The organism is Lachnoclostridium sp. An181, from assembly GCF_002160325.1.
In the GTDB taxonomy this organism is placed as follows: Bacteria; Bacillota; Clostridia; order Lachnospirales; family Lachnospiraceae; genus An181.
The window spans coordinates 17,490-37,001 of the sequence record NZ_NFKJ01000002.1 but is presented as its reverse complement, the minus strand read 5'-3'; the positions used below and the strand labels follow the sequence as shown (position 1 = coordinate 37,001).

The window sequence follows — 19,512 nt, the reverse complement described above, 5'->3', positions numbered from 1 at the left end:
GAGAAAAAATGAATATAGGATTGATTGCACATAATTCAAAAAAAACACTGATGCAAAATTTTTGTATTGCATACCGTGGAATTTTAAATAAACATTCACTTTATGCAACAGGGACTACGGGCAGACTTGTGGAGGAAGTGACAAATCTTTCCATCCACAAATATCTTGCAGGTCCGCTGGGCGGCATGCAGCAGCTGGGGGCACAGATAGCACAGAATGATATTGACGCGCTGATTTTTCTCCGCGACCCGGCAAATCCAAAACCAAATGAGCCGGATGTCAATGATGTTGTCCGTCTGTGTGACACGTATAATATTCCGATTGCGACGAATGTGGCAACTGCTGAACTTTTGATTCATGCGATAGAACGAGGAGATTTGGATTGGCGTGAGATGTATAAATAAGTATTATGGCTTTTTTATGGCTGTCTTTATCAGCGGATTACTTCTTAACGGATGTTCTTCCAATTCTTACGAAGAAAAACTCTCTCTCCTGGAATCAGAGCACTACGTAGAGGATTTGTACAGGGGAGAGTTTTTTGCGGAGAATTTATGTGTGACAGATAAGGATATTGAGCGGGCAGGGTATGAGACAGATGGATCCTTGCACGCTGCGGGCTTGTTTGATCTGAACAGAAAAGAGGTCCTCTATTCCCAGAAGGTACACGAGAAACTTTATCCGGCAAGTACCACAAAGATCATGACAGCTTATGTGGCACTAAAATATGGGAATCTTGACGATGAGGTGACAGTGAGTGATTCGATACTTGATCTGGATCCGGCATCTTCAGTCTGTGGACTGAAGGTTGGGGATCAACTGACTCTGCGTGATTTGATCTACGGCCTTGTTCTGCATTCCGGAAATGACAACGCGGTTGCCATCGCAGAGCATATTTTTGGAAGTGAAGAGGCATTTGTGGATAAGATGAATGAAGAGGCAAAGTTGATGGGGGCCACAAATACACATTATACGAATGCCCACGGCCTTCAGAATGCGGAGCACTATACAACAGCGTATGATCTGTACTTGATTTTCAGTCAATGTGTCCAAAATGAAACTTTCCGGGAGATTATTGAGACGAACTCTTATCCTGTGAATATTACAGAGGCGGACGGTACAGTCCGCTCTGACACATGGAAACCGTCCAATTACTACCAGAGAGGGCTTGCAGATGCTCCACAGGGCATTACTGTTCTCGGGGGAAAGACTGGAACAACAGACGAGGCAGGGTACTGCTTGATTCTCTATGAGAAAGATGAAAAGGGAAATCCTTACATCTCTGTTGTGATGGGAGCACAGAGCAGACAAGTTCTGTACAAGGATATGAGTGCTTTGATGGGAACGATTGACACAAGTTTACCAAGTTCACCTGTATTTGAAGAGTAAATGATATGTACCAGGAGGGTGTTGTAATAGTTGCAGCACCCTCTTTTTCGGATTATGATTCGGAAATAGCATTGATTCTTCCGTAAAGGCTGATCAAATATAAACCGCACAGTCCTACGAGGGTATAGATGATGCGTGATACCCAGGACAGGTTGCCGAAAATGAAAGCAACAAGGTCAAAGCGGAAAATACCGACCAACAGCCAGTTTACTGCTCCGATGATGACAAGGGTCAAGGCTGTGTTGTCAAACCATTTCATGTAAATATTCCTCCTTTATCCAGTATGTCTTTAGTATTTCCGAAGGAGGAAAAAATATACATCAGGGAGGAAAAATGGAATTCTACTACAAATATTCAGATTACCTGAAAAGAAAATATAAAGAAAAAGTATATAAACTTCCTGTCAATCTTCCGGTCACCTGCCCGAACAGGCTGGGTGGGGAAAGCGGCTGTGCTTTCTGCTCAGAAGTCGGGACAGGTTTTGAGGCAATGTCCTCCTTCCATTCTGTGCAAGAACAGCTTCTTGCCACAAAAGAGCACATTGAAAAAAAGTATAAGGCAAAGAAATATATCGCATATTTTCAGAACTTTACCAACACCTTTCTTTCTCTTGAGCGTTTCCGGGAGTATGTGCAGGAAGCAGTCAGGGTGGATGATATTGTGGAGATAGCGGTCTCTACAAGGCCGGACTGTGTTTCAGAGGCTTACATGCAAGTGCTGGAGGATGTAAGAAAGAGGTACGGAGTGGAGATAACCGTGGAACTGGGGCTTCAAACTGTAAACTATCATACTCTTGATTTTATCAACAGAGGACATGGTCTTGCAGAATTTATCGATGCAGTGCGCACAATACAATCTTATGGATTTTCCATCTGTGTTCACATTATTTTGAATTTGCCCTGTGATACACTGCGGGATTGTATAGAGACTGCAAAGGTGATTTCCGCCATGCAGATTGATACAGTGAAACTTCATTCTCTTTACATTGCAAAAAACACTTTATTGTGTGAATACTATGAAAATGGTACAATAACCATATGTTCCAAAGAGGAATACCTAAGACGTGTGGAGACCTTCCTCGAATATCTGGATCCCGGGATTGCCGTGGAGAGACTTTTTAGCCGTATTCCGCAAAAAGATGCAGTGTTTTGCAATTGGAACACCAGCTGGTGGAAACTTCAGGATGAACTGCTGGAAAATATGAGACAGGATCATTCATATCAGGGAAAACGATTCCACTATCTGCGTGGAGCTGCATTAAAGAAATTAGGACAGGAGGAGACACATTGAAAACATCAGTTCAGAAAGAAAATATCCGGTCTTTCCGCAAACGCCGGTATTTTAATATCGGTATGCTGATCTTTGGGATTATTCTTGTATATCTTGTCGCTGTCACTGTCATCTATCTTACGACGCCTAAGATAGATGAATATGAAGTGCGGGAGGGAAGGATTCTGAAGGAAAAGTCTTGTACAGGACTTGTTTTGCGCAACGAGATTGTAGTCACAGCTGCGCAGGACGGTTACTTGAATTTTTTTCAGACAGACAATACGAAAGTTGCAAAAGGAATGCCGGTTTACTCCCTGTCAGAGGAAAAATTGAAACTGGAGGAGGAAACAGACTCCAAGGAAATGCTTTCAGATGAGGAGTATGGAAAGATTTTGTCGCGATTCCAAAGTTTCGGAGAGACTTTTGGGGAAACACAGTTTGATGCTGTTTATTCACTCAAAGACCAGGTGGATTCTGTGATCATGGACGCCTCAAATAAAAATTATGCAGCTGAAATACAGACGAAACTGGATGCAGGGGATACGTCACTGTCCATGCAGTACACAGAAGATGATGGTATTCTCGTTTGTTATACGGATGGTATGGAGGGGCTAAAGGCAGAGGATGTCACTCCAAAAGATTTGGAACGGACAAAGTATAAAAAAGCAGAGAGGAAAAACAACACGAAAGTTTCGAGAGGAGATCCGGTATACAAGCTGATCACAGATGATGACTGGAGTATGGTTTTGGGTCTGGATGATACTACAGCGGAAACGCTTTTAGAAAAACAGAGGGAAAACAAACAGAATACAAGTACAGTAAAAATTCGTTTTTCCAAGGACAATACAATTACCACCACTTCTATGAAAATAGAAAAAAAGGAAGGACAGTATTTGGGGACCGTCTCTCTTTACAATTCCATGATTCGTTATGCATCCGACAGATATCTGGATGTGCAGCTCATTTTAGAGGATCAGGAAGGCCTTAAGATCCCAAAATCAGCAAAAGTGGAAAAGGAGTTTTATGTAATTCCGTACTCCTATTTAAATAAAGACCACACCAAGATTCATGTCCTTTCAGAAGACGGGATGGAGAGTAAAGATGTAAGTGTCAGTATTTTTGCGGACAATGTGGATGAAAATGTGGCTTACATCGCAATGGATGAACTGCCAAAAGATGCAGTACTTGTCAAAGAGGATACACTGACTGAAAACTATGTGCCAAAAGAGACAAAAACATTTGACGGCGTATACAGTATCAACAACGGCTACACGGTATTTAAGCAGATCAATATTCTCAGCGAGGATGAGGATTCCTATATTGTGGAGGGAATCGGAAGTTATGGCCTGTCCAATTACGACCATATTGTGCTGGATGGAAATACAGTGACAGAAAATGAAATTGTAAATCAATGACGGAGGCGTTTGTTATGACATTAAAAGATAATCTGGAAAATGTGGAGGAAAAAGTTCAAAAAGCATGTGAAAGAGCCGGAAGAAAGCGGGAAGATGTCACTCTGATCGCAGTGAGCAAAACAAAACCAATCCCTATGCTGGAGGAAGTCTATGGATGTGGAATCCGTGATTTTGGGGAAAACAAAGTGCAGGAGCTTGCAGAAAAATGCGAGAAACTGCCAAAGGACATTCACTGGCATATGATTGGTCATCTGCAGAGGAATAAGATCAAATATGTGGCAGATAAAGCCTGCCTGATACACTCTGTAGATTCTGTGCGTCTGGCGGAGGCTCTGGAGCATGAGGCAAAAAAAAGAGGGATTGAAATCGACATCCTTCTGGAGGTCAATATGGCAAAAGAGGAGAGCAAATTTGGTTTTATGCCGGAGGAGGCAATACAGGCCGCAGAGGCGATTTCCCGATTTTCTCATCTTCACATAAAAGGTCTTATGACAATTGCGCCTTTTGTAGAAAATCCTCAGGAAAACAGGGTTCATTTTGCGAATTTAAGGAAATTATCTGTTGACATTGCCAATAAAAACCTTGATAATGTCTATATGGGTGTTCTCTCAATGGGAATGACCAATGACTATGAAGTTGCCATTGAAGAAGGCGCTACATGTGTGCGCGTGGGAACTGGTATTTTTGGGGAGAGAGAATACAAGAACAGAAGATAGGAGTGTTTTTAAGATGGGAGTATTAGATAAGTTTCTCGATATTATGAAATTGAATGATGATGAATATGAAGATGAATTCTTTGATGAAGACGAGGTAGAGGAATACGAAGAAAAACCTAAAAAGTCGTTCTTCAAAAAAGAGAAAGAAGATAAAGGAAGAGAAAAAGAAGAGGAAGACGAGTTTGGGACTTCTTCAAAAGTTTCCAAATCTGCAGGGGGATCAGGAAACAAGGTGACACCGATGCGTCAGCCGGCAAAACGCGCGACAGGTATGGAAGTGCGTGTTATGAAACCTGCAAATATGGAGGATGCGAAAGACATTACAGAAACACTTCTTAGCAATCGCACCGTGATTTTAAATTTGGAAGGAATGGATTTGGAAGTTGCGCAGCGCATCATTGATTTTACATGCGGCGCTACCTATGCAATTGACGGACATCTTCAAAAAATATCAAGCTACATTTTCCTTGTCACTCCGACCAATGTTGATATTTCCGGTGATCTCCAGGACCTGTTGAACACATCGTTTGATGTGCCTTCCATAAAAAACAGATATTAGGATGATTTTATCTTATGCAGAAAGAAGAAATGTTATTACAAAAACGACTGATAGAATTGTCGGCCTTGTCCTGGCAGAGAGGATATGTGACATTTTCCGATTTTCTGAATCTGAATGAATTGAATATTTTACATAGCATTCCGAAGGGAGAGTTGTCAGGAACCTATGCCCTCTTCGGCGGTTATGAATACGCAGAGCGTCAGATGGCAGCATTTCTCCCTGATGCTCTTTGTTATGAATACCATTATCCGATTCAGATTCTAAAAATCAGTCCTCTGCAGAAAAAATTTGCTGAAAAACTGACACACAGAGATTACCTGGGTGCCCTTTTGAATCTTGGTATTGAGCGGTCAAAAACAGGAGACATCCTTACGCTTGAAGATGGGGCAGTTGTCTTTGTTCACGAAAAAATAGCGGCCTTTATCACGGAAAATCTGACCAGAATCCGACATACTTCTGTAATGGCCAACCCAGTCTCCATAGAAAGCTTTGTGTATAAACCCTCTTTTGAGACGATAAAAGGGACCGTTGCCTCTGTGCGTCTGGACAGCCTTTTATCTCTCGCATTCTCATCCTCACGAACGAAACTTTCTGCTCTCATAGAGGGAGGGAGTGTGTTTGTGAATGGAAAACTTGTGACATCCAACGGCTACCATCCGAAAGAAGGAGATATCATATCCGTGCGTAAATTCGGACGTTTTATTTATGCAAAATGCGGGGAAACGACACGAAAAGGACGGTGTTTTGTGGAGCTACATAAATATATCTAAATACGGACAGAAAGGAAATATATGAAGAAAAACAGGACGTTTTTTTACATCAAAACATTGCTGGCCATTATATTGGCTGTTGCATTAGATCAGTATACAAAATATTTGGCTGTTATTTATTTAAAGAATAAGCCATCCATTCCTCTTATTCAGGGGGTATTTGAGCTGGAATATTTGGAAAACAGAGGGGCTGCTTTTGGCCTGTTTGAGAACCAACAGTGGTTTTTTCTGTTATTTGGGCTGCTGCTGATTTTAGTCGTGCTCTATTTTTATACGAAGATGCCGGCAGATAAAAGATATCTTCCTCTGAAAATCTGCAGTGTTTTTATCATATCCGGCGCACTGGGAAATATGATCGACCGTTTTCATCTGTCCTATGTAGTTGACTTTTTCTATTTTTCCCTGATAGATTTCCCAATTTTTAATGTTGCGGATATCTATGTGACAGTTTCTGTGTTTGCCCTTATGATCCTTGTATTGTTTTATTACAAAGATAATGAATTAGAGGGATTGTTTTCGCGCACCGGAAGGAGAAGGAGATAATGAAAGAAGAATTTTTTACAATAGAAGATGCCGGGGATATGCGAATCGACAAATTTTTAGCGGGAGAGCTCTCTACACTCTCCCGTTCTCATATACAAAAATTGATAAAAGATGGCAATGTGTTTGTAAACTCAAATCCCATTAAAGCAAACTATAAAATATCACAGGGGGATAAAATCTGCGTACAGATCCCAGAGCTAAAGGAGCCGGACATCCTTCCGGAGGATATTGCGCTTGATATTCTCTACGAGGATGAAGATATTTTGATCGTAAATAAGCCAAAGGGAATGGTGGTCCATCCATGTCCGGGGCATTATCAGGGAACATTGGTCAACGCGCTTTTGTATCACTGTAAGGACAGCCTTTCAGGGATCAACGGTGTGCAAAGGCCCGGGATAGTCCACCGAATTGATATGGATACCACGGGGTCTCTTTTAGTATGTAAAAATGATCTTGCCCATCAGATTCTAGCCAAACAGCTGAAAGATCATTCGATTCACCGCGTATATCATGCCATTGTCCATGGAGTGCTGAAAGAAGACGAAGGAACAGTGGATGCCCCGATAGGAAGACATCCTACAGACAGAAAGAAGATGAGTATCAATTACAAAAATGGGAAAGATGCAGTTACACACTACAAGGTGTTGCAGAGATTTTCCAACTTTACCTACGTGAAGTGCATCCTTGAGACCGGGCGCACCCATCAAATCCGGGTTCACATGGCAAGTTTGCATCATCCGCTGCTTGGAGATGCTGTCTATGGCCCTGCAAAATGTCCCATAAAAGGCCTTCAAGGCCAGACCCTGCACGCAAAAATACTTGGTTTCATCCATCCATCCTCAGGAAAATACATGGAATTTGATGCACCTTTACCAGATTATTTTGAAAATTTGTTGTTAAAGTTGTAAAAATATAATATAATATTTTTTATAAAGGAGCGTGAGGATTATGGCAGAAATGAACTCAATTATTACCATCGGGCGTCAGTTTGGAAGCGGAGGAAAAGAGATTGGCGAAAGACTGGCAAAAGAATTCAATGTAAAACTGTATGACAAGGAGATGTTGAACCGGGCAGCAAGAGACAGTGGGATTTGCAAGGAGATTTTTGAGGCCCATGATGAGAGACCGACAAACAGTTTCCTGTATTCGCTGGTTATGGACACATATTCCCTTGGATATTCTACTGGCAATTATATGGATATGCCAATCAATCACAAAGTATTCTTGGCACAGTTTGATGCAATCAAAAAAATAGCAAACGAGGGGCCTTGTATCTTGGTCGGACGTTGCGCAGATTATGCGTTGGAAAATTATAAAAATTGTGTCAGTGTGTTTGTCCATGCAGATTTGGATGCGAGGATCCGGCGGGTTGCACGCCTGTATGATCTGACAGATGCCAAGGCTAAGGATATGATCAACAAAACGGATAAACAGCGCGCAAGCTATTACAATTACTATACAAATAAGCGTTGGGGTGAGATCGACAGCTATGATCTGGGAGTCAGCAGCTCCAAGCTTGGCATTGACGGGGCAGTGGAGCTGATCAAAGATTTTGTAAAAATCCACGAGACAGCAAAGAACCGAACAATTTAGAAATCATGAAATAGACAGGACGGAAGTTGTCCACTTGTTTGTGGAAGAACTCCCGTCCTGTTTTATCTTTTTCGCCCCACGCGGGTGGGCCATCCGGCAATGTTTCCGTTTAAGATCGCAGTAAACATCCGCTCCTTGGCGCCAGGATTCTCTTCATTCAGTTTCTTTATCAGCTCTTTTGCATATTGGCGTTTTGTGAACCCATCAATCGGACAACGGCTCTTTGCCACCGGCAGATCATATTTGTGCCAAAATCCAATGACATCCATTTCATTGACAAACATAAGTGGACGGATTACTGTCAAATCCATGCGGTCCAGGTAGGTTTTCGGTGAGAACGAATGGAAACGCCCTTCAAAAATCAAGGAGAGCAGCATCGTTTCCACGATATCATCTTTGTGGTGGCCATAAGCGATTTTATTGCAGCCAGCTTTTTTGATCGCATCGTTTAATGCTCCCTTTCTCATCTTAGCGCAAAGGGAGCATGGGTTGCTTTCTTTCCTTTCATCGAAGAGGATGTGCGCAATATCAGTCTTCACTACAATGTATGGAACATCAAGCTCATCACAGAGCTTTTGAAACGGTGCAGTGTCAAATTTTTCGTATCCCAAATCCACAGTGACTGCGCTGAGTTTGAATGATTCCGGATAAAATCTGCGCAAACCATGCATGGCATAGAGCAGCGTAAGGCTGTCCTTTCCGCCGGAAAGCCCAACGGCAATATGGTCACCTTTTTGAATCATCTGGTATTCATCTACGGCCTTTCTTGTATAGCTGAGAAGTTGTTGAAGTTTCATAAATCTATCTTATCCTTTCTTAACGATCATTTTCACACCGTACCATAGTACTTTATTTTGGAGAGAATGGCAAGTGCAATTTCCGGTTTATACAGATTCATTCTTGCATGACAGGCGTAAAATAGGTAAGATAAGGATGAACGAATTGGATGGAGGTTGAGAAGTATGAAGTTTGTAATACAGAGGACAACACAGGCATCTGTAAGCGTAGACGGAGAGGTGCTTGGAAAAATTCAAAAAGGGTTTGTAGTTCTCATTGGTGTCTCCAATGAGGATACAAAAGAAACAGCAGATAAAATGGTGCGCAAAATGTGTGCTCTGCGCATTTTTGAGGATGAAAATGGGAAAACCAATCTTTCTTTAGCTGACGTTGGAGGCGGACTTTTGCTGATTTCACAGTTCACATTGTATGCGGATTGTAAAAAAGGAAATAGGCCAAGCTTTATCAAAGCAGGAGCTCCGGACATGGCAAATGATATGTATGAATATATTATAGAACAATGCAGGAAGTATGTTCCGATTGTAGAAAGAGGCAGATTTGGAGCAGATATGAAAATACAGCTGTTAAATGATGGTCCTTTTACAATTGTTCTTGATTCCGCAGAGTTATAAAATAATAAAAAGATGGAAAAAATAATGGAGAGCTTGTTTTTTGCAACATTTGGGTATCTGTCGGGAAGTATTCTTTTCGGATACTGGATACCTAAAGTATTAAAAAAAGTGGATATTTGTGCTGTGAGTAAAGATGGAAACCCTGGGACAGCAAACGCATTCCTTTATGCAGGTGCAGGATGCGGCATCCTTGTTCTCTTATGCGATCTGGCAAAGGGGTTTTTGCCGGTATTTTTTGCCGTTCATTTTTTTGACCCGCATTCACCTCTTTTTCCAGTCATTCTTGCAGCGCCTGTTCTTGGCCATGCTTGGCCGATTTTTCACAGGGGAAAAAAGGGAGGAAAAGGGATTGCTGTATCTTTTGGTGTTCTGCTTGGCTTGTTTCCTGATGTTTCTTTTGCATTTTTTCTTGCTTTTTGGTATATCCTATTTTCAATAGTATGGATTATTCAGCCACATTGCCTTAGAACGGCAGTAACGTACATTGCATGGACGATCAACATTGGTGTGTCAGAAAAAAGCCGGTATATGCTGCCAGGAATTCTTTTGATCGCTTTGATCGTGATCCAAAAGCATATGGATTCTTTAAGAGAATTGGAAAAAGGTGAGGGACAAATTCGTTTTCTTTTCAGAAGGAGCTAGACAAATATGAATTTTTTGATTTTATCGTGCAAAACCGGCGGAGGTCATAATGCTGCAGGGTTTGCTCTAAGGAAAAGATTAAAAGAGCTGGGACATGAGGCGGTTGTATTTGATTATTTAACATTAGCGGGAAATAAAGTTTCTGATACTGTTGGAAATACGTACATTCAGATTGTCAAAAATGCGCCAGATGTATTTGGGGCTGTCTATAAAGTAGGGATGTTTGTCAGTAAAAGAACAAATCATTCCCCTGTTTATTATGCCAACACAAAAATGGGAAAATACTTAAAAGAATTTCTTCAGAATCATTCATTTGATGCAATTATCATGCCTCATCTATATCCTGCAGAGACACTTTCGTATTTAAAAAAGAAAAGGGTTTTGCTGCCGCCTACAATTGCAGTTATGACAGACTACACCTGTATTCCTTTTTGGGAAGAAACATGCTGTGACTACTACATTCTGCCGCACGAAGAGTTGAAGAGGGAATGTATCCGCAGGGGAATCCCAGAAGAGAAACTGGTGCCGATAGGAATTCCTGTGGATATGGCGTTCGCAGAGCATATAGAAAAGAATAAGGCAAGAGAACAGTTGAAACTGCCTGATTCGCGCAGGATCCATTTGATCATGGCGGGGAGCATGGGGGCAGGAAAACTTGAAAAATTAACAGCATGTGTGTGGAAATATAACCAGAAAAAGGATTTGGTAATTGTCATATGCGGAAATAATGAAAAAATGTTCCAAAGGCTTACAAAAAAATATCACGGTGTGGAAGAAGTAAGAATATACAAGTTCAGTGACAACATTCCTCTCCTTATGAAAGCTTGTGATATCCTGTATACAAAACCCGGAGGACTTACCTCCACAGAGGCTGCTGTGAGTAAAATCCCGTTGGTGCTGACAGATCCGATTCCAGGCTGTGAGACAGAAAATTTAAATTTCTTTGTAAAACATAAAATGGCCCTTACTGCAAAAACTACATCCGGTCAGGCAAGGGCAGGTGTCCAGCTGCTTGGAAGTGAAAGTGCAAAAAGACAGATGGCAGCTGCACAGGAACACATCATTGACGGGATGGCAGACAAAAAAATTGCTGAATTTATCCTTGAAAAGTGTGAAAAAACGGGAAAGTAGAAGAGAGCCTTACGGCTCTCTTAACTGAACAGCTTTTGCTGCACTTCGCCTTCTGGCATCGTCGATGGCGGCATAATGCTTTTTGGTCGTATTGACATCTTTGTGACCGAGTACATCGGCTACAAGGTAGATATCCCCGGTTTCCTGATAAAGGGTTGTCCCGTAAGTGCTCCTCAATTTGTGAGGAGTAATTTTTTTTGCTGTTGTGACCTTCATGGAGTATTTTTTTACAAGATTTTCCACTGCCTTGACTCCGATGCGTTTTCTTTGAGTGGAGTAGAAGAGGGCGTGTTCATGCCCGGAAACAGGGACGATCTGGCGGCGCACTTCAATGTAGTCTTTCAATGCCTTCTCCACTTCAGGGCCAAAATAGATGATCATTTCATTGCCGCCTTTTCGTGTCAATTTTAGACCATTGTTTTTAAAATCAATATCCTCAATGTCAAGGCCAACGCACTCTGAGACACGAACACCCGTTCCGAGCAGAAGAGTAACGATCGCAATGTCACGGTATTTAGTCTTTTCGTAGTACTTTTTTTGATGAGGTGTAAGCTCATCAGCGCAGGATTCTATGTAATCCAAAAGCCTTGCGACTTCATCAGGTTCCAGCCGGATGATTTCTTTTTCGTGAAGTTTTGGCATATCTACAAGAAGGGTCGGATTGTTTTGGATCATTTCATGCTTATAATAATATGCATAAAAGGACCTCAAAGACGATAATTTGCGTTTTAAGCCCCGTTCACCGTTGGTAAAGTATTCGTCATTGCCTTCAGGCTGATAGGCCTTTAAATACTCAATATATTCCTCCAGGTCAAGTGCAGTGATCTTATCAAGCTCGGCAAGCGTAAAATCATGTAGGGAGTGATCCTTATAGAGCGGATTTTCACGGATCAAAAACTGAAAGAAAATCCTTACGTCCAGTGCATATTTGATTCTTGTGCTTGTAGCGGTTGTTGTGCTGACTGCACGGAAGAAATCCGAGGCAAATGGAGGAAGTGATTTCACAATTTCACGAAGTTTCAAAGTATTTTGCATGTCTGTCTGTTCATGGTATGTAATTCGTTTTTCCATAAAGAACCTCCCGTGTCTGTGAGATTTGTGTTTAATTATTCCAAAAACCTGTGTTTCCCGAATAGTTAAGAATATCATATAATACCACCTTACGTTTGTCAATTGGAAAATTTTGACTTTATATTTAGCTCTAAATTGCTTGCGAAACCTTTTATTTCTCAATATAATGAATCTGATGTCGTTTGAATTTCTAAATTTTGGAGGTACTCATTATGAAACGTATATTAAATATGACAGCATCGGAAATGACGAATTTAAATAAAGAAGAATTCATCAGCGCGATTGCAGGCAGTGAAGGCCGTGTTATGGCCTGCGAAACAATCGGCATTACTCACCCATTACTGACCGATGTTACCAATGCAGAATTTGCCGCGTCCATGGGTGCGGACCTAGTGCTCTTAAATATGTTTGACGTACAAAACCCTCTTATCCAGGGACTCCCTTCTGTTGAAAAAAAAGAAACCGTCCGTGAAGTAAAACGTCTTACCGGATGTTTGGTCGGCATAAATCTGGAGCCTGTGGACGACTCCATCGTATCCGAAAATGCGCAGGACTTATGGTCTATGAGTGAAGGCAGACGCGCCACTGCGGACAACGCTGCTCTCGCACAGGAAATGGGTGTGGATATGATCGTGCTGACAGGAAATCCGGGAAATGGAGTCAGCAATGACGCAATTGTACATTCCCTTCAGGAGATTTCAAAAAGAGTTGGCGATAAGATTACACTTGCAGCCGGGAAAATGCATGCCTCCGGTGTGATCGGAGAAGGCGGCGAAAATATTATCACAAAGGAAGACATTCGTCTTTTTGCCGAGGCAGGCGCGGATATCATTCTTTTGCCGGCACCTGGGACTGTTCCGGGAATTACAACCGCATACATTCATGAACTTGTCTCCTATGCTCACAGTCTTGGAAAACTGACAATCACTTCTATTGGTACTTCCCAGGAAGGCGCAGACGTGGAGACTATCAAGCGTATTGCACTGGAGTGTAAAATGACGGGAACAGATATCCACCATATTGGTGATTCCGGATATATCGGTATGGCTCTTCCGGAGAATATTATGGCATACAGCGTTGCAATACGTGGAATCAGACATACGTATCATAGAATGGCCTTATCTGTCAATCGCTAAAAACCTTATAAGTAAGATAGAATAAAAAATGGCGTTTTATTTTCAAAATATCGAAAATGAAACGCCATTTTTTATTGACAATTAATTACCGCGGAAATATACTGTATATATAAACATATACAGCATATGAACAGTAAGAAGTGTTGAGAAAGAAGGGAAAAGTTATGGAAAACGATCATCTATTAGAAGTTCGGCATCTGCACAAGCAGCTGGGACAATTTTCTTTAAAGGATATCAGTTTTAACATAGAACCAGGATACATTACCGGGCTGATCGGAAGAAACGGAACCGGAAAGTCTTCTCTCATCAAGACCATACTAAATCTTTACGAAAAAGATTCGGGAACGATTTTTGTGGACGGACATTCCATGGATGAAGAAGAAAATTTAGCTAAAAATGCAATCGGTGTTGTGCTTGATGAATGTATTTTCGAAGAAAATCTGTCCGTAGAGGACAATGGGCGTACATTTGGAATATTTTATACAAAGTATGACCATGAATTGTTTTTGAAATTTTGTGAACGCTTTCAAATTCAGCCAAGGAGAAAAATCAAAAAACTTTCCAAAGGACAAAAGACCAGATTTCAACTTGCCTTTGCTCTCTCCCACGGCGCAAAACTTTTTTTGATGGATGAGCCGTCGGCAGGATTGGATCCGCTTTTTCGCCAGGAACTGATGTCCTATATGCAGGATATTGTGGAAGACGGAACAAGAAGTGTCTTATTTTCTACGCATTTGACTGCGGATCTGGATAAAATCGGTGATTATATCCTTGTCATGGAGGACGGTGCATTGCTCTTCTGTGAAGATAAGGAATCACTTTTTGAGCGTTTTAGTATTGTACATGGAACAAAAGAAGAACTTTTGGCTCTGCCTGATGATATGGTCATATACAGGGATTTGGGAGAATATAAAAATCTGGCAATGGTAGATAAGACAAAAGGTATCTGCTCTTCTCTTCCATCGCACATTCCATCTTTGGAAGAATTTCTTTACTATTTACAGAAAGGTGGTGTGATCAAATGACGAAAGTGATATGGAAACAAATAGCAAGAGATTTTAGAAAGAGCTGGAAAACGCTTTTGTTTACCTTGCTAATATGGACATTTTTTTCGTTTGTTTCTTACAATGTGGTTTCGGCGGCGATTCCGCAGGATATGATACCTCATATTACTATGAAAATCGCATTGACAAAAGGACCTGGTTATGTGTGGGATCAATTGCAAAATCAAAATCCTGTTATCATCAAAATCCTGTTGCTTACGCTCAGTATTAATTTCGGTATCGTTATGCCGGATGTGTTTCGGAAAATGCCGATCCGAATTCTTCGTGTGCTCTATATTTGCCCTGTGGACAGAAAATTTAAATACCGGTATTTGAAAAGGTATTTGTGGACAAAGACTTTGCTTTGTCTCGTGATTTTCTTTGTTTTTCTTGCAGCGATTGGAATTTCATATCCATTTGCCACGGATACGTGGACTGCGCTGATATTTGTTATGGTGGCCCTCTTCTACTTTATAGATGTCAATTTAAAAGCGGATCCGGGAAATCGCAGAAAGTCTACTCCTAGAGATATTGAGGATGAAAAGTCAGGACAGACAATTTCAAGTATTTATTGGTTCCTTTTGTTAACTTTGGAAGTCTTGTTTTTTGGATGGATGTATTTGGAGAATATTTCCTGGACTCCTTTGCTTGCAGTCATTTGGGGTGTGATTTTTCTCGCCAATATACTTATTGCCAAATACTGTATTTCCTCTGTACTTTCCAGCATGCTCTCCTACGAGAAAATTTATCTTCCTAGTGAGGAGGAAGAACAATGAGTGTAAATATTGTGTTGAATCCGGATTCTTCTATGCCAATCTATGAGCAGATTGTCCGTTCGTTAAAGGAAACTTTGCTGAAAAAAGAGCTGCTGCCGGGAGATATGCTGCCTTCTATCCGGAGTCTTGCAAAGGAGCTTGGCATCAGTGTGATCACAACAAAACGGGCATACGAGGAGCTGGAAAAAGAAAAACTGATCTATTCGAAACAGGGAAAAGGATTCTTTGTCTGTGAATTTGACAAACGGATACTGGAAGAAGAAAAACTGCTTGTTTTAGAGCGCTCTCTCCTGCACTGTGTGAAAGAAGGAAAAAAATTGAATCTTACGCTTCAGGAAATGCAGGAGATCTTGGAAATTTTATGGAAAGGAAGGGATGAGGATGTCGAAACTAAGATGTGACAAAATCACAAAGACTTATAAAGAATTTACACTGCAGCCAACTTCATTTACCATTGAAAGCGGTTACCTGACTGCCTTGATCGGACTTAACGGAGCCGGGAAAAGCACGCTTTTGCGCTGCCTTTCAGGTCTGGATATGAATTTTGGGGGAGATGCAAATGTGGATGGAATGTCATTAAAATATGACAAAGGAGATTATCAAAATGAAATCGGTGTGGTCTCAGATGAAATCACCTATTTTATGGAATACTCCGCTTTTGAAAATGGTGAACGGCTTGGCAGGTATTTCAAGAATTGGTCCACGGAGCGGTACTACTATTTCATGGATCGGATGGATTTTTCTCCTTCAAAACCATTGTATCAGCTTTCTAAAGGGGAATATATGAAAATGCAGACTTGCTTTTCTTTGGCGCATAAGCCCAAATTTCTGATCATGGATGAGCCGTTAGAAGGATTTGACCCTGTTTTCCGGAAAGAATTTTTTGCAATTTTGCAGGATGTGTTAAATGATGATACAGGAATTTTGCTATCCTCTCACATCACTGAATCCTTGGATACGCTTGCAGATTACATCATGATCATGAAAAACGGAATGCTCACGATTCACAATGATATTGAGACATTGCAGGATGCTCTTTTGAAGGGAGAACCGTTCCATAAGTTCCATATCAAAGATTTGCTCTCTCGCGATATTTAGAAGGAGGGATGGGAAATGAAGTATTATTATCTGGAAAAGAAAAATTGTAATCCGCCAAACCATACTTTTTCGTGTATTTTATCATTGGCAGCATATTATCTTACAGTACAGGTTGGTACATTGGATATACGAGCCAAACTGCAGACAACCACGGTAAGCCATATTTCACCGATTCCATTTTTCAATGCGTGGATATACATTGGAATTATAGTAGAGGTTTGTCTGGTGTGCAGTACTCTTTTTACAGTCAATGAATGTGAAAAAAGAAGGATTCCTCTTATCTTGAAATATCGGACACTTCCTATGACCATAAAAGAGTACTATCAGGTAAAGTCTTTGCTTTTAGTTAGATATGTCGGTCTTTATTTTGGAATTGCAGTGATATTATATTTAAGCTGTTATGTAACCATAAAGCTGCCGAAGTATTTGGTTATCAAGGCCATTCCTCAGATTCTGTTTGGGGTCCTGTATGCCGCTTTGATCACGATTTCCTTCCTGGTATTCAATGTCTGCAGAGATGCTATTTGGATTCGCAGAGAACATGCTTAAATTGATCGGGCATCCAGTCACATGGATGCCCGAATTTCTAAGAGGTTTTCTTTTCCGTTTCTATTTTCTCTGCCAGATCATTTAAATATACCCATCGCTCCATCTTCTCCTCCAGAGCACTTTCCGTTTCTTCTTTCGCCTTCATCAGCTCGGAGAGTTTTACGGAATTGGTGGCAAATTTTTGCATGTCGTTATCAATCTGTTCCAGCATTTGTTCCAAAGATGCAATATCATCATCGATCGTCTCATATTCTTTTTGTTCTTTATAAGTAAATTTTAATTTGGCAGTTCTGCTTTGATGTTTCCATTCTTTGTAATCTGTATGTTTCTTTTCTTTTTCTTCTGTTTTTTGAAAAACAGAAGATGTTTCCTCTCCTCTTTTCTTTTTCGCATTTGCATAATCTGTGTAGCCGCCTTCATAAGGAATCAAGTGTCCCTGACCGTCAAATTCAAAGATCTTATCCACTACATTGTCCAGAAAATAACGGTCGTGGGAAACCGTAATGACAATTCCCTGGAAATTGTTCAGATAATCTTCCAGAATGGTGAGTGTTGGAATATCCAAATGGTTTCCAGCCTCGTCAATGAGTAAAAGATTGATATTTTGTGCCAGCACTCCAAGGAGATAGAGTCTTCGTTTTTCTCCTCCGGAGAGTTTACCGATTGGGGCATACTGCATGTCCGGTGTGAAAAGAAAACGCTCTAAAAGCTGAGAAGCACTTAATTTTCCATCGCTTGTTGTGATATACTCGCCGATATCTTTCACGTAATCGATCACTCTCTGCCTGTCATCCATATCCTGTTCTTCCTGAGCAAAATAACCGATTTTTACAGTTTCTCCCACTTCAATACTTCCCAAATCCGGTTCTATCATTCCTGCCATCATTTTTAAGAGTGTGGATTTTCCGCAGCCGTTTGGCCCGATGATTCCGATCCTTTGATTTTTCAATACCGTATAGCTGAAATCATCCAGAAGGATCTTATCGCCGTAACGCTTGCTGATATGATGCAGTTCCATCGTCTTCTTTCCCATGCGTGTTTCGACAGAGTCAAGGACAACCGTTTCCTCCTTGATCGGCGCTTGGGCATTTTTTAAATCCTCCAGCCGCTCCAATCTTGCTCTTTGTTTTGTGCTCCTTGCACGGCATCCCCGTTTTGCCCACTCCAGTTCCATGCGGAGGATGCTCTGACGTTTTCGTTCTGAGGCAAGCTCCATCTCTTCTCTCATGGCTTTTAATTCTAAAAACCCAGAATAATTGGATTCATAAGCATATATTTTACCATGACTGATTTCAATGATCTTATCTGTAGTCTGATCAAGGAAATATCGGTCATGTGTCACCATAATCACAGTCCCCTTAAATCCTTTCAGATATTCTTCGAGCCAGGATATCATGGCATCATCCAGATGGTTTGTAGGTTCGTCCAGCAAAAGAACATCAAAATCACCGGAAAGGACTTTTGCCAACTCCACTTTCCGTTTCTGACCTCCGGATAAAGTGGATAAGGAAGGCGTCCAATCTGTGATCCCAAGTTGTGTCAGGATACTTTGCACTTTCCAGTTTTCATCTGAATTTCTTTCTGATACATATTCAAGAATGGACATCTGTGTATTGAGATTTGGATTCTGCTGAAGATAAGCGATCTTAAGTCCGTTTTGTTTTACGATTTGTCCACTGTCAGGGGTTTCCTCTCCGGCAATCATTTTCAAAAGAGTTGTCTTGCCCATTCCGTTAATTCCCACGATTCCGACTTTTTCTGATTCCTGGATACCAAGGGATGCATCATCAAAAATAGTTTTTTCTCCAAATACTTTACTGATATGTTCAATATTTAAAATATTCATTCCAAATACCTCTGATTTTCAATTTTTCAAACACACTTATCATACTGGATTTTTAACGACTCGTCAACGAAATCGCAGTCTGCACTGCCATTCTTATTGCCTGCTGAAACAGAGGTGAATGAAGAAGAGATTCTGGTTCTTTCCTTGAGCCCTATGGCTGTTTTACATGCGGGACTCAAGGAAATCCATAAAGAGAGCTAATCCTGTGCTTTTACTTGAATTCGGAGTCATAATAGAAAATGGTGATGTAGTCTCCTGCACAGATTTTATCAGAAGAAAGATTGTTCATCTTTCGCAGCTCATTTACATAGTCTTTCACGGATATTCGATCCGGATGCGCGTACTTTTTTGCGATGTCCCAGAGCGTATCTCCTTTTTCTAACTTCACACTTGTATAATATTTATATAGAACAGGTGACTCCTGTGAGCTGCCGTGTGCGCTCGCGAAAAGATTTCCAATGCCCAAACCTGTTCCGGCGATCACAAATGCAGTTACAATGATAAGCATCATCTTTTGTCTTCGCTGCTTATTTCTTCTGCTTTTTCTCATAAATATGTCC

Annotated in this window: 24 protein-coding genes; 19 read left to right on the top strand and 5 right to left on the bottom strand. The window is 41.0% G+C overall.

Going from position 1 to position 19,512, the window contains the following annotated elements; translation table 11 throughout:
* Window positions 1-8 precede the first annotated feature (8 nt).
* Both B5F18_RS01405 and B5F18_RS01400 read left to right on the top strand, forming a co-directional pair.
* Window positions 9-404 carry a methylglyoxal synthase gene (locus B5F18_RS01405; protein WP_087155882.1) on the top strand — a complete coding sequence of 132 codons (396 nt, stop codon included), beginning with the start codon at window positions 9-11 and terminating at the stop codon, window positions 402-404.
* Complete coding sequence (locus B5F18_RS01400; protein ID WP_242955773.1) at window positions 388-1,386, top strand: D-alanyl-D-alanine carboxypeptidase family protein; 999 nt, start codon at window positions 388-390, stop codon at window positions 1,384-1,386. Before B5F18_RS01405 ends, B5F18_RS01400 begins: the two co-directional genes overlap by 17 nt.
* A gap of 52 nt (window positions 1,387-1,438) precedes the next feature.
* On the opposite strand, the gene B5F18_RS01395 is transcribed toward B5F18_RS01400, so the two are convergent.
* Window positions 1,439-1,645: a DUF378 domain-containing protein gene (locus B5F18_RS01395; protein ID WP_087155881.1), complete on the bottom strand. Its 207-nt coding sequence runs from the start codon at window positions 1,643-1,645 to the stop codon at window positions 1,439-1,441.
* A 74-nt stretch (window positions 1,646-1,719) separates the two neighbouring features.
* Between B5F18_RS01395 and B5F18_RS01390 the strand changes: the two genes are divergently transcribed.
* The 8 genes from B5F18_RS01390 to B5F18_RS01355 are packed head-to-tail and all read left to right on the top strand — an operon-like array spanning window position 1,720 to window position 8,251.
* Window positions 1,720-2,676 carry a TIGR01212 family radical SAM protein gene (locus tag B5F18_RS01390; RefSeq protein WP_087155880.1) on the top strand — a complete coding sequence of 319 codons (957 nt, stop codon included), beginning with the start codon at window positions 1,720-1,722 and terminating at the stop codon, window positions 2,674-2,676.
* Window positions 2,673-4,070, top strand: coding sequence for an HlyD family efflux transporter periplasmic adaptor subunit (locus B5F18_RS01385; RefSeq protein WP_087155879.1), 1,398 nt, complete (start codon window positions 2,673-2,675; stop codon window positions 4,068-4,070). Before B5F18_RS01390 ends, B5F18_RS01385 begins: the two co-directional genes overlap by 4 nt.
* Before the next feature lie 14 nt (window positions 4,071-4,084).
* Window positions 4,085-4,786 (top strand): YggS family pyridoxal phosphate-dependent enzyme, encoded by a 702-nt coding sequence (locus tag B5F18_RS01380; protein ID WP_087155878.1) that lies wholly within the window; start codon window positions 4,085-4,087, stop codon window positions 4,784-4,786.
* A gap of 13 nt (window positions 4,787-4,799) precedes the next feature.
* Window positions 4,800-5,345, top strand: a complete 546-nt coding sequence (locus B5F18_RS01375) for a cell division protein SepF (protein ID WP_087155877.1) — start codon at window positions 4,800-4,802, stop codon at window positions 5,343-5,345.
* A gap of 14 nt (window positions 5,346-5,359) precedes the next feature.
* The gene (locus B5F18_RS01370) at window positions 5,360-6,115 is read left to right on the top strand and encodes a YlmH/Sll1252 family protein (protein ID WP_087155876.1); all 756 of its coding nucleotides are present in this window, start codon (window positions 5,360-5,362) and stop codon (window positions 6,113-6,115) included.
* Window positions 6,116-6,136: 21 nt separating this feature from the next.
* Window positions 6,137-6,658 carry a signal peptidase II gene (gene lspA / locus B5F18_RS01365; RefSeq protein ID WP_087155875.1) on the top strand — a complete coding sequence of 174 codons (522 nt, stop codon included), beginning with the start codon at window positions 6,137-6,139 and terminating at the stop codon, window positions 6,656-6,658.
* Complete coding sequence (locus B5F18_RS01360) at window positions 6,658-7,566, top strand: RluA family pseudouridine synthase (RefSeq protein WP_087155874.1); 909 nt, start codon at window positions 6,658-6,660, stop codon at window positions 7,564-7,566. Before lspA ends, B5F18_RS01360 begins: the two co-directional genes overlap by 1 nt.
* 40 nt (window positions 7,567-7,606) lie before the next feature.
* Complete coding sequence (locus B5F18_RS01355; RefSeq protein ID WP_087155873.1) at window positions 7,607-8,251, top strand: cytidylate kinase-like family protein; 645 nt, start codon at window positions 7,607-7,609, stop codon at window positions 8,249-8,251.
* A gap of 62 nt (window positions 8,252-8,313) precedes the next feature.
* Here the strand turns inward: B5F18_RS01355 and B5F18_RS01350 are convergent, their stop codons facing one another.
* Complete coding sequence (locus B5F18_RS01350; protein ID WP_087155872.1) at window positions 8,314-9,048, bottom strand: tRNA 2-thiocytidine biosynthesis TtcA family protein; 735 nt, start codon at window positions 9,046-9,048, stop codon at window positions 8,314-8,316.
* 165 nt (window positions 9,049-9,213) lie between these two features.
* Between B5F18_RS01350 and dtd the strand changes: the two genes are divergently transcribed.
* Genes dtd through B5F18_RS01335 form a run of 3 tightly spaced genes read left to right on the top strand, consistent with a single transcriptional unit; the run spans window position 9,214 to window position 11,433 of the window.
* On the top strand, window positions 9,214-9,660 hold the full coding sequence (gene dtd, locus B5F18_RS01345; protein ID WP_087155871.1) for a D-aminoacyl-tRNA deacylase: 447 nt from the start codon (window positions 9,214-9,216) through the stop codon (window positions 9,658-9,660).
* Between the two features lie 24 nt (window positions 9,661-9,684).
* A complete protein-coding gene (locus B5F18_RS01340) occupies window positions 9,685-10,302 on the top strand; it encodes a glycerol-3-phosphate acyltransferase (RefSeq protein ID WP_087155870.1) in 618 nt (205 codons plus the stop codon).
* Window positions 10,303-10,308: 6 nt separating this feature from the next.
* Window positions 10,309-11,433 (top strand): MGDG synthase family glycosyltransferase, encoded by a 1,125-nt coding sequence (locus tag B5F18_RS01335; protein ID WP_087155869.1) that lies wholly within the window; start codon window positions 10,309-10,311, stop codon window positions 11,431-11,433.
* 9 nt (window positions 11,434-11,442) lie between these two features.
* Here the strand turns inward: B5F18_RS01335 and B5F18_RS01330 are convergent, their stop codons facing one another.
* Entirely contained in the window at window positions 11,443-12,504 is a 1,062-nt protein-coding gene (locus B5F18_RS01330) for a tyrosine-type recombinase/integrase (RefSeq protein ID WP_087155868.1), read from the bottom strand.
* 212 nt (window positions 12,505-12,716) lie between these two features.
* Here B5F18_RS01330 and B5F18_RS01325 point away from each other — a divergent pair, with 212 nt between their 5' ends.
* The 6 genes from B5F18_RS01325 to B5F18_RS01300 all read left to right on the top strand — a co-directional run bounded on the left by B5F18_RS01325 (window position 12,717) and on the right by B5F18_RS01300 (window position 17,106).
* Window positions 12,717-13,640, top strand: coding sequence for a DUF7916 family protein (locus B5F18_RS01325; RefSeq protein ID WP_204217045.1), 924 nt, complete (start codon window positions 12,717-12,719; stop codon window positions 13,638-13,640).
* A gap of 164 nt (window positions 13,641-13,804) precedes the next feature.
* Window positions 13,805-14,665 carry an ABC transporter ATP-binding protein gene (locus tag B5F18_RS01320; protein ID WP_087155867.1) on the top strand — a complete coding sequence of 287 codons (861 nt, stop codon included), beginning with the start codon at window positions 13,805-13,807 and terminating at the stop codon, window positions 14,663-14,665.
* Window positions 14,662-15,459 (top strand): hypothetical protein, encoded by a 798-nt coding sequence (locus B5F18_RS01315; RefSeq protein WP_087155866.1) that lies wholly within the window; start codon window positions 14,662-14,664, stop codon window positions 15,457-15,459. Before B5F18_RS01320 ends, B5F18_RS01315 begins: the two co-directional genes overlap by 4 nt.
* Complete coding sequence (locus tag B5F18_RS01310) at window positions 15,456-15,860, top strand: GntR family transcriptional regulator (protein WP_087155865.1); 405 nt, start codon at window positions 15,456-15,458, stop codon at window positions 15,858-15,860. The genes B5F18_RS01315 and B5F18_RS01310 overlap by 4 nt, the downstream gene beginning before the upstream one ends.
* Window positions 15,841-16,557, top strand: coding sequence for an ATP-binding cassette domain-containing protein (locus B5F18_RS01305; protein ID WP_087155864.1), 717 nt, complete (start codon window positions 15,841-15,843; stop codon window positions 16,555-16,557). Before B5F18_RS01310 ends, B5F18_RS01305 begins: the two co-directional genes overlap by 20 nt.
* A gap of 15 nt (window positions 16,558-16,572) precedes the next feature.
* Window positions 16,573-17,106 carry a hypothetical protein gene (locus B5F18_RS01300; RefSeq protein ID WP_087155863.1) on the top strand — a complete coding sequence of 178 codons (534 nt, stop codon included), beginning with the start codon at window positions 16,573-16,575 and terminating at the stop codon, window positions 17,104-17,106.
* A 37-nt stretch (window positions 17,107-17,143) separates the two neighbouring features.
* Here B5F18_RS01300 and B5F18_RS01295 read toward each other — a convergent pair whose 3' ends face one another.
* Window positions 17,144-18,952 (bottom strand): ABC-F family ATP-binding cassette domain-containing protein, encoded by a 1,809-nt coding sequence (locus B5F18_RS01295; protein ID WP_087155862.1) that lies wholly within the window; start codon window positions 18,950-18,952, stop codon window positions 17,144-17,146.
* A gap of 211 nt (window positions 18,953-19,163) precedes the next feature.
* Window positions 19,164-19,502 carry a LysM peptidoglycan-binding domain-containing protein gene (locus tag B5F18_RS01290; RefSeq protein WP_087155861.1) on the bottom strand — a complete coding sequence of 113 codons (339 nt, stop codon included), beginning with the start codon at window positions 19,500-19,502 and terminating at the stop codon, window positions 19,164-19,166.
* Between the last annotated feature and the right edge of the window lie 10 nt (window positions 19,503-19,512).

Excerpts from the sequence above, each read along its gene's own strand:
- B5F18_RS01405 (WP_087155882.1), top strand. The coding sequence starts at position 9 with ATGAATATAGGATTGATTGCACATAATTCAAAAAAAACACTGATGCAA.
- B5F18_RS01395 (WP_087155881.1), bottom strand. The coding sequence starts at position 1,645 with ATGAAATGGTTTGACAACACAGCCTTGACCCTTGTCATCATCGGAGCA.
- B5F18_RS01390 (WP_087155880.1), top strand. The coding sequence starts at position 1,720 with ATGGAATTCTACTACAAATATTCAGATTACCTGAAAAGAAAATATAAA.
- B5F18_RS01380 (WP_087155878.1), top strand. The coding sequence starts at position 4,085 with ATGACATTAAAAGATAATCTGGAAAATGTGGAGGAAAAAGTTCAAAAA.
- B5F18_RS01375 (WP_087155877.1), top strand. The coding sequence starts at position 4,800 with ATGGGAGTATTAGATAAGTTTCTCGATATTATGAAATTGAATGATGAT.
- B5F18_RS01370 (WP_087155876.1), top strand. The coding sequence starts at position 5,360 with ATGCAGAAAGAAGAAATGTTATTACAAAAACGACTGATAGAATTGTCG.
- lspA (WP_087155875.1), top strand. The coding sequence starts at position 6,137 with ATGAAGAAAAACAGGACGTTTTTTTACATCAAAACATTGCTGGCCATT.
- B5F18_RS01360 (WP_087155874.1), top strand. The coding sequence starts at position 6,658 with ATGAAAGAAGAATTTTTTACAATAGAAGATGCCGGGGATATGCGAATC.
- B5F18_RS01355 (WP_087155873.1), top strand. The coding sequence starts at position 7,607 with ATGGCAGAAATGAACTCAATTATTACCATCGGGCGTCAGTTTGGAAGC.
- B5F18_RS01350 (WP_087155872.1), bottom strand. The coding sequence starts at position 9,048 with ATGAAACTTCAACAACTTCTCAGCTATACAAGAAAGGCCGTAGATGAA.
- dtd (WP_087155871.1), top strand. The coding sequence starts at position 9,214 with ATGAAGTTTGTAATACAGAGGACAACACAGGCATCTGTAAGCGTAGAC.
- B5F18_RS01340 (WP_087155870.1), top strand. The coding sequence starts at position 9,685 with ATGGAGAGCTTGTTTTTTGCAACATTTGGGTATCTGTCGGGAAGTATT.
- B5F18_RS01335 (WP_087155869.1), top strand. The coding sequence starts at position 10,309 with ATGAATTTTTTGATTTTATCGTGCAAAACCGGCGGAGGTCATAATGCT.
- B5F18_RS01330 (WP_087155868.1), bottom strand. The coding sequence starts at position 12,504 with ATGGAAAAACGAATTACATACCATGAACAGACAGACATGCAAAATACT.
- B5F18_RS01325 (WP_204217045.1), top strand. The coding sequence starts at position 12,717 with ATGAAACGTATATTAAATATGACAGCATCGGAAATGACGAATTTAAAT.
- B5F18_RS01320 (WP_087155867.1), top strand. The coding sequence starts at position 13,805 with ATGGAAAACGATCATCTATTAGAAGTTCGGCATCTGCACAAGCAGCTG.
- B5F18_RS01315 (WP_087155866.1), top strand. The coding sequence starts at position 14,662 with ATGACGAAAGTGATATGGAAACAAATAGCAAGAGATTTTAGAAAGAGC.
- B5F18_RS01310 (WP_087155865.1), top strand. The coding sequence starts at position 15,456 with ATGAGTGTAAATATTGTGTTGAATCCGGATTCTTCTATGCCAATCTAT.
- B5F18_RS01305 (WP_087155864.1), top strand. The coding sequence starts at position 15,841 with ATGTCGAAACTAAGATGTGACAAAATCACAAAGACTTATAAAGAATTT.
- B5F18_RS01300 (WP_087155863.1), top strand. The coding sequence starts at position 16,573 with ATGAAGTATTATTATCTGGAAAAGAAAAATTGTAATCCGCCAAACCAT.
- B5F18_RS01295 (WP_087155862.1), bottom strand. The coding sequence starts at position 18,952 with ATGAATATTTTAAATATTGAACATATCAGTAAAGTATTTGGAGAAAAA.
- B5F18_RS01290 (WP_087155861.1), bottom strand. The coding sequence starts at position 19,502 with ATGAGAAAAAGCAGAAGAAATAAGCAGCGAAGACAAAAGATGATGCTT.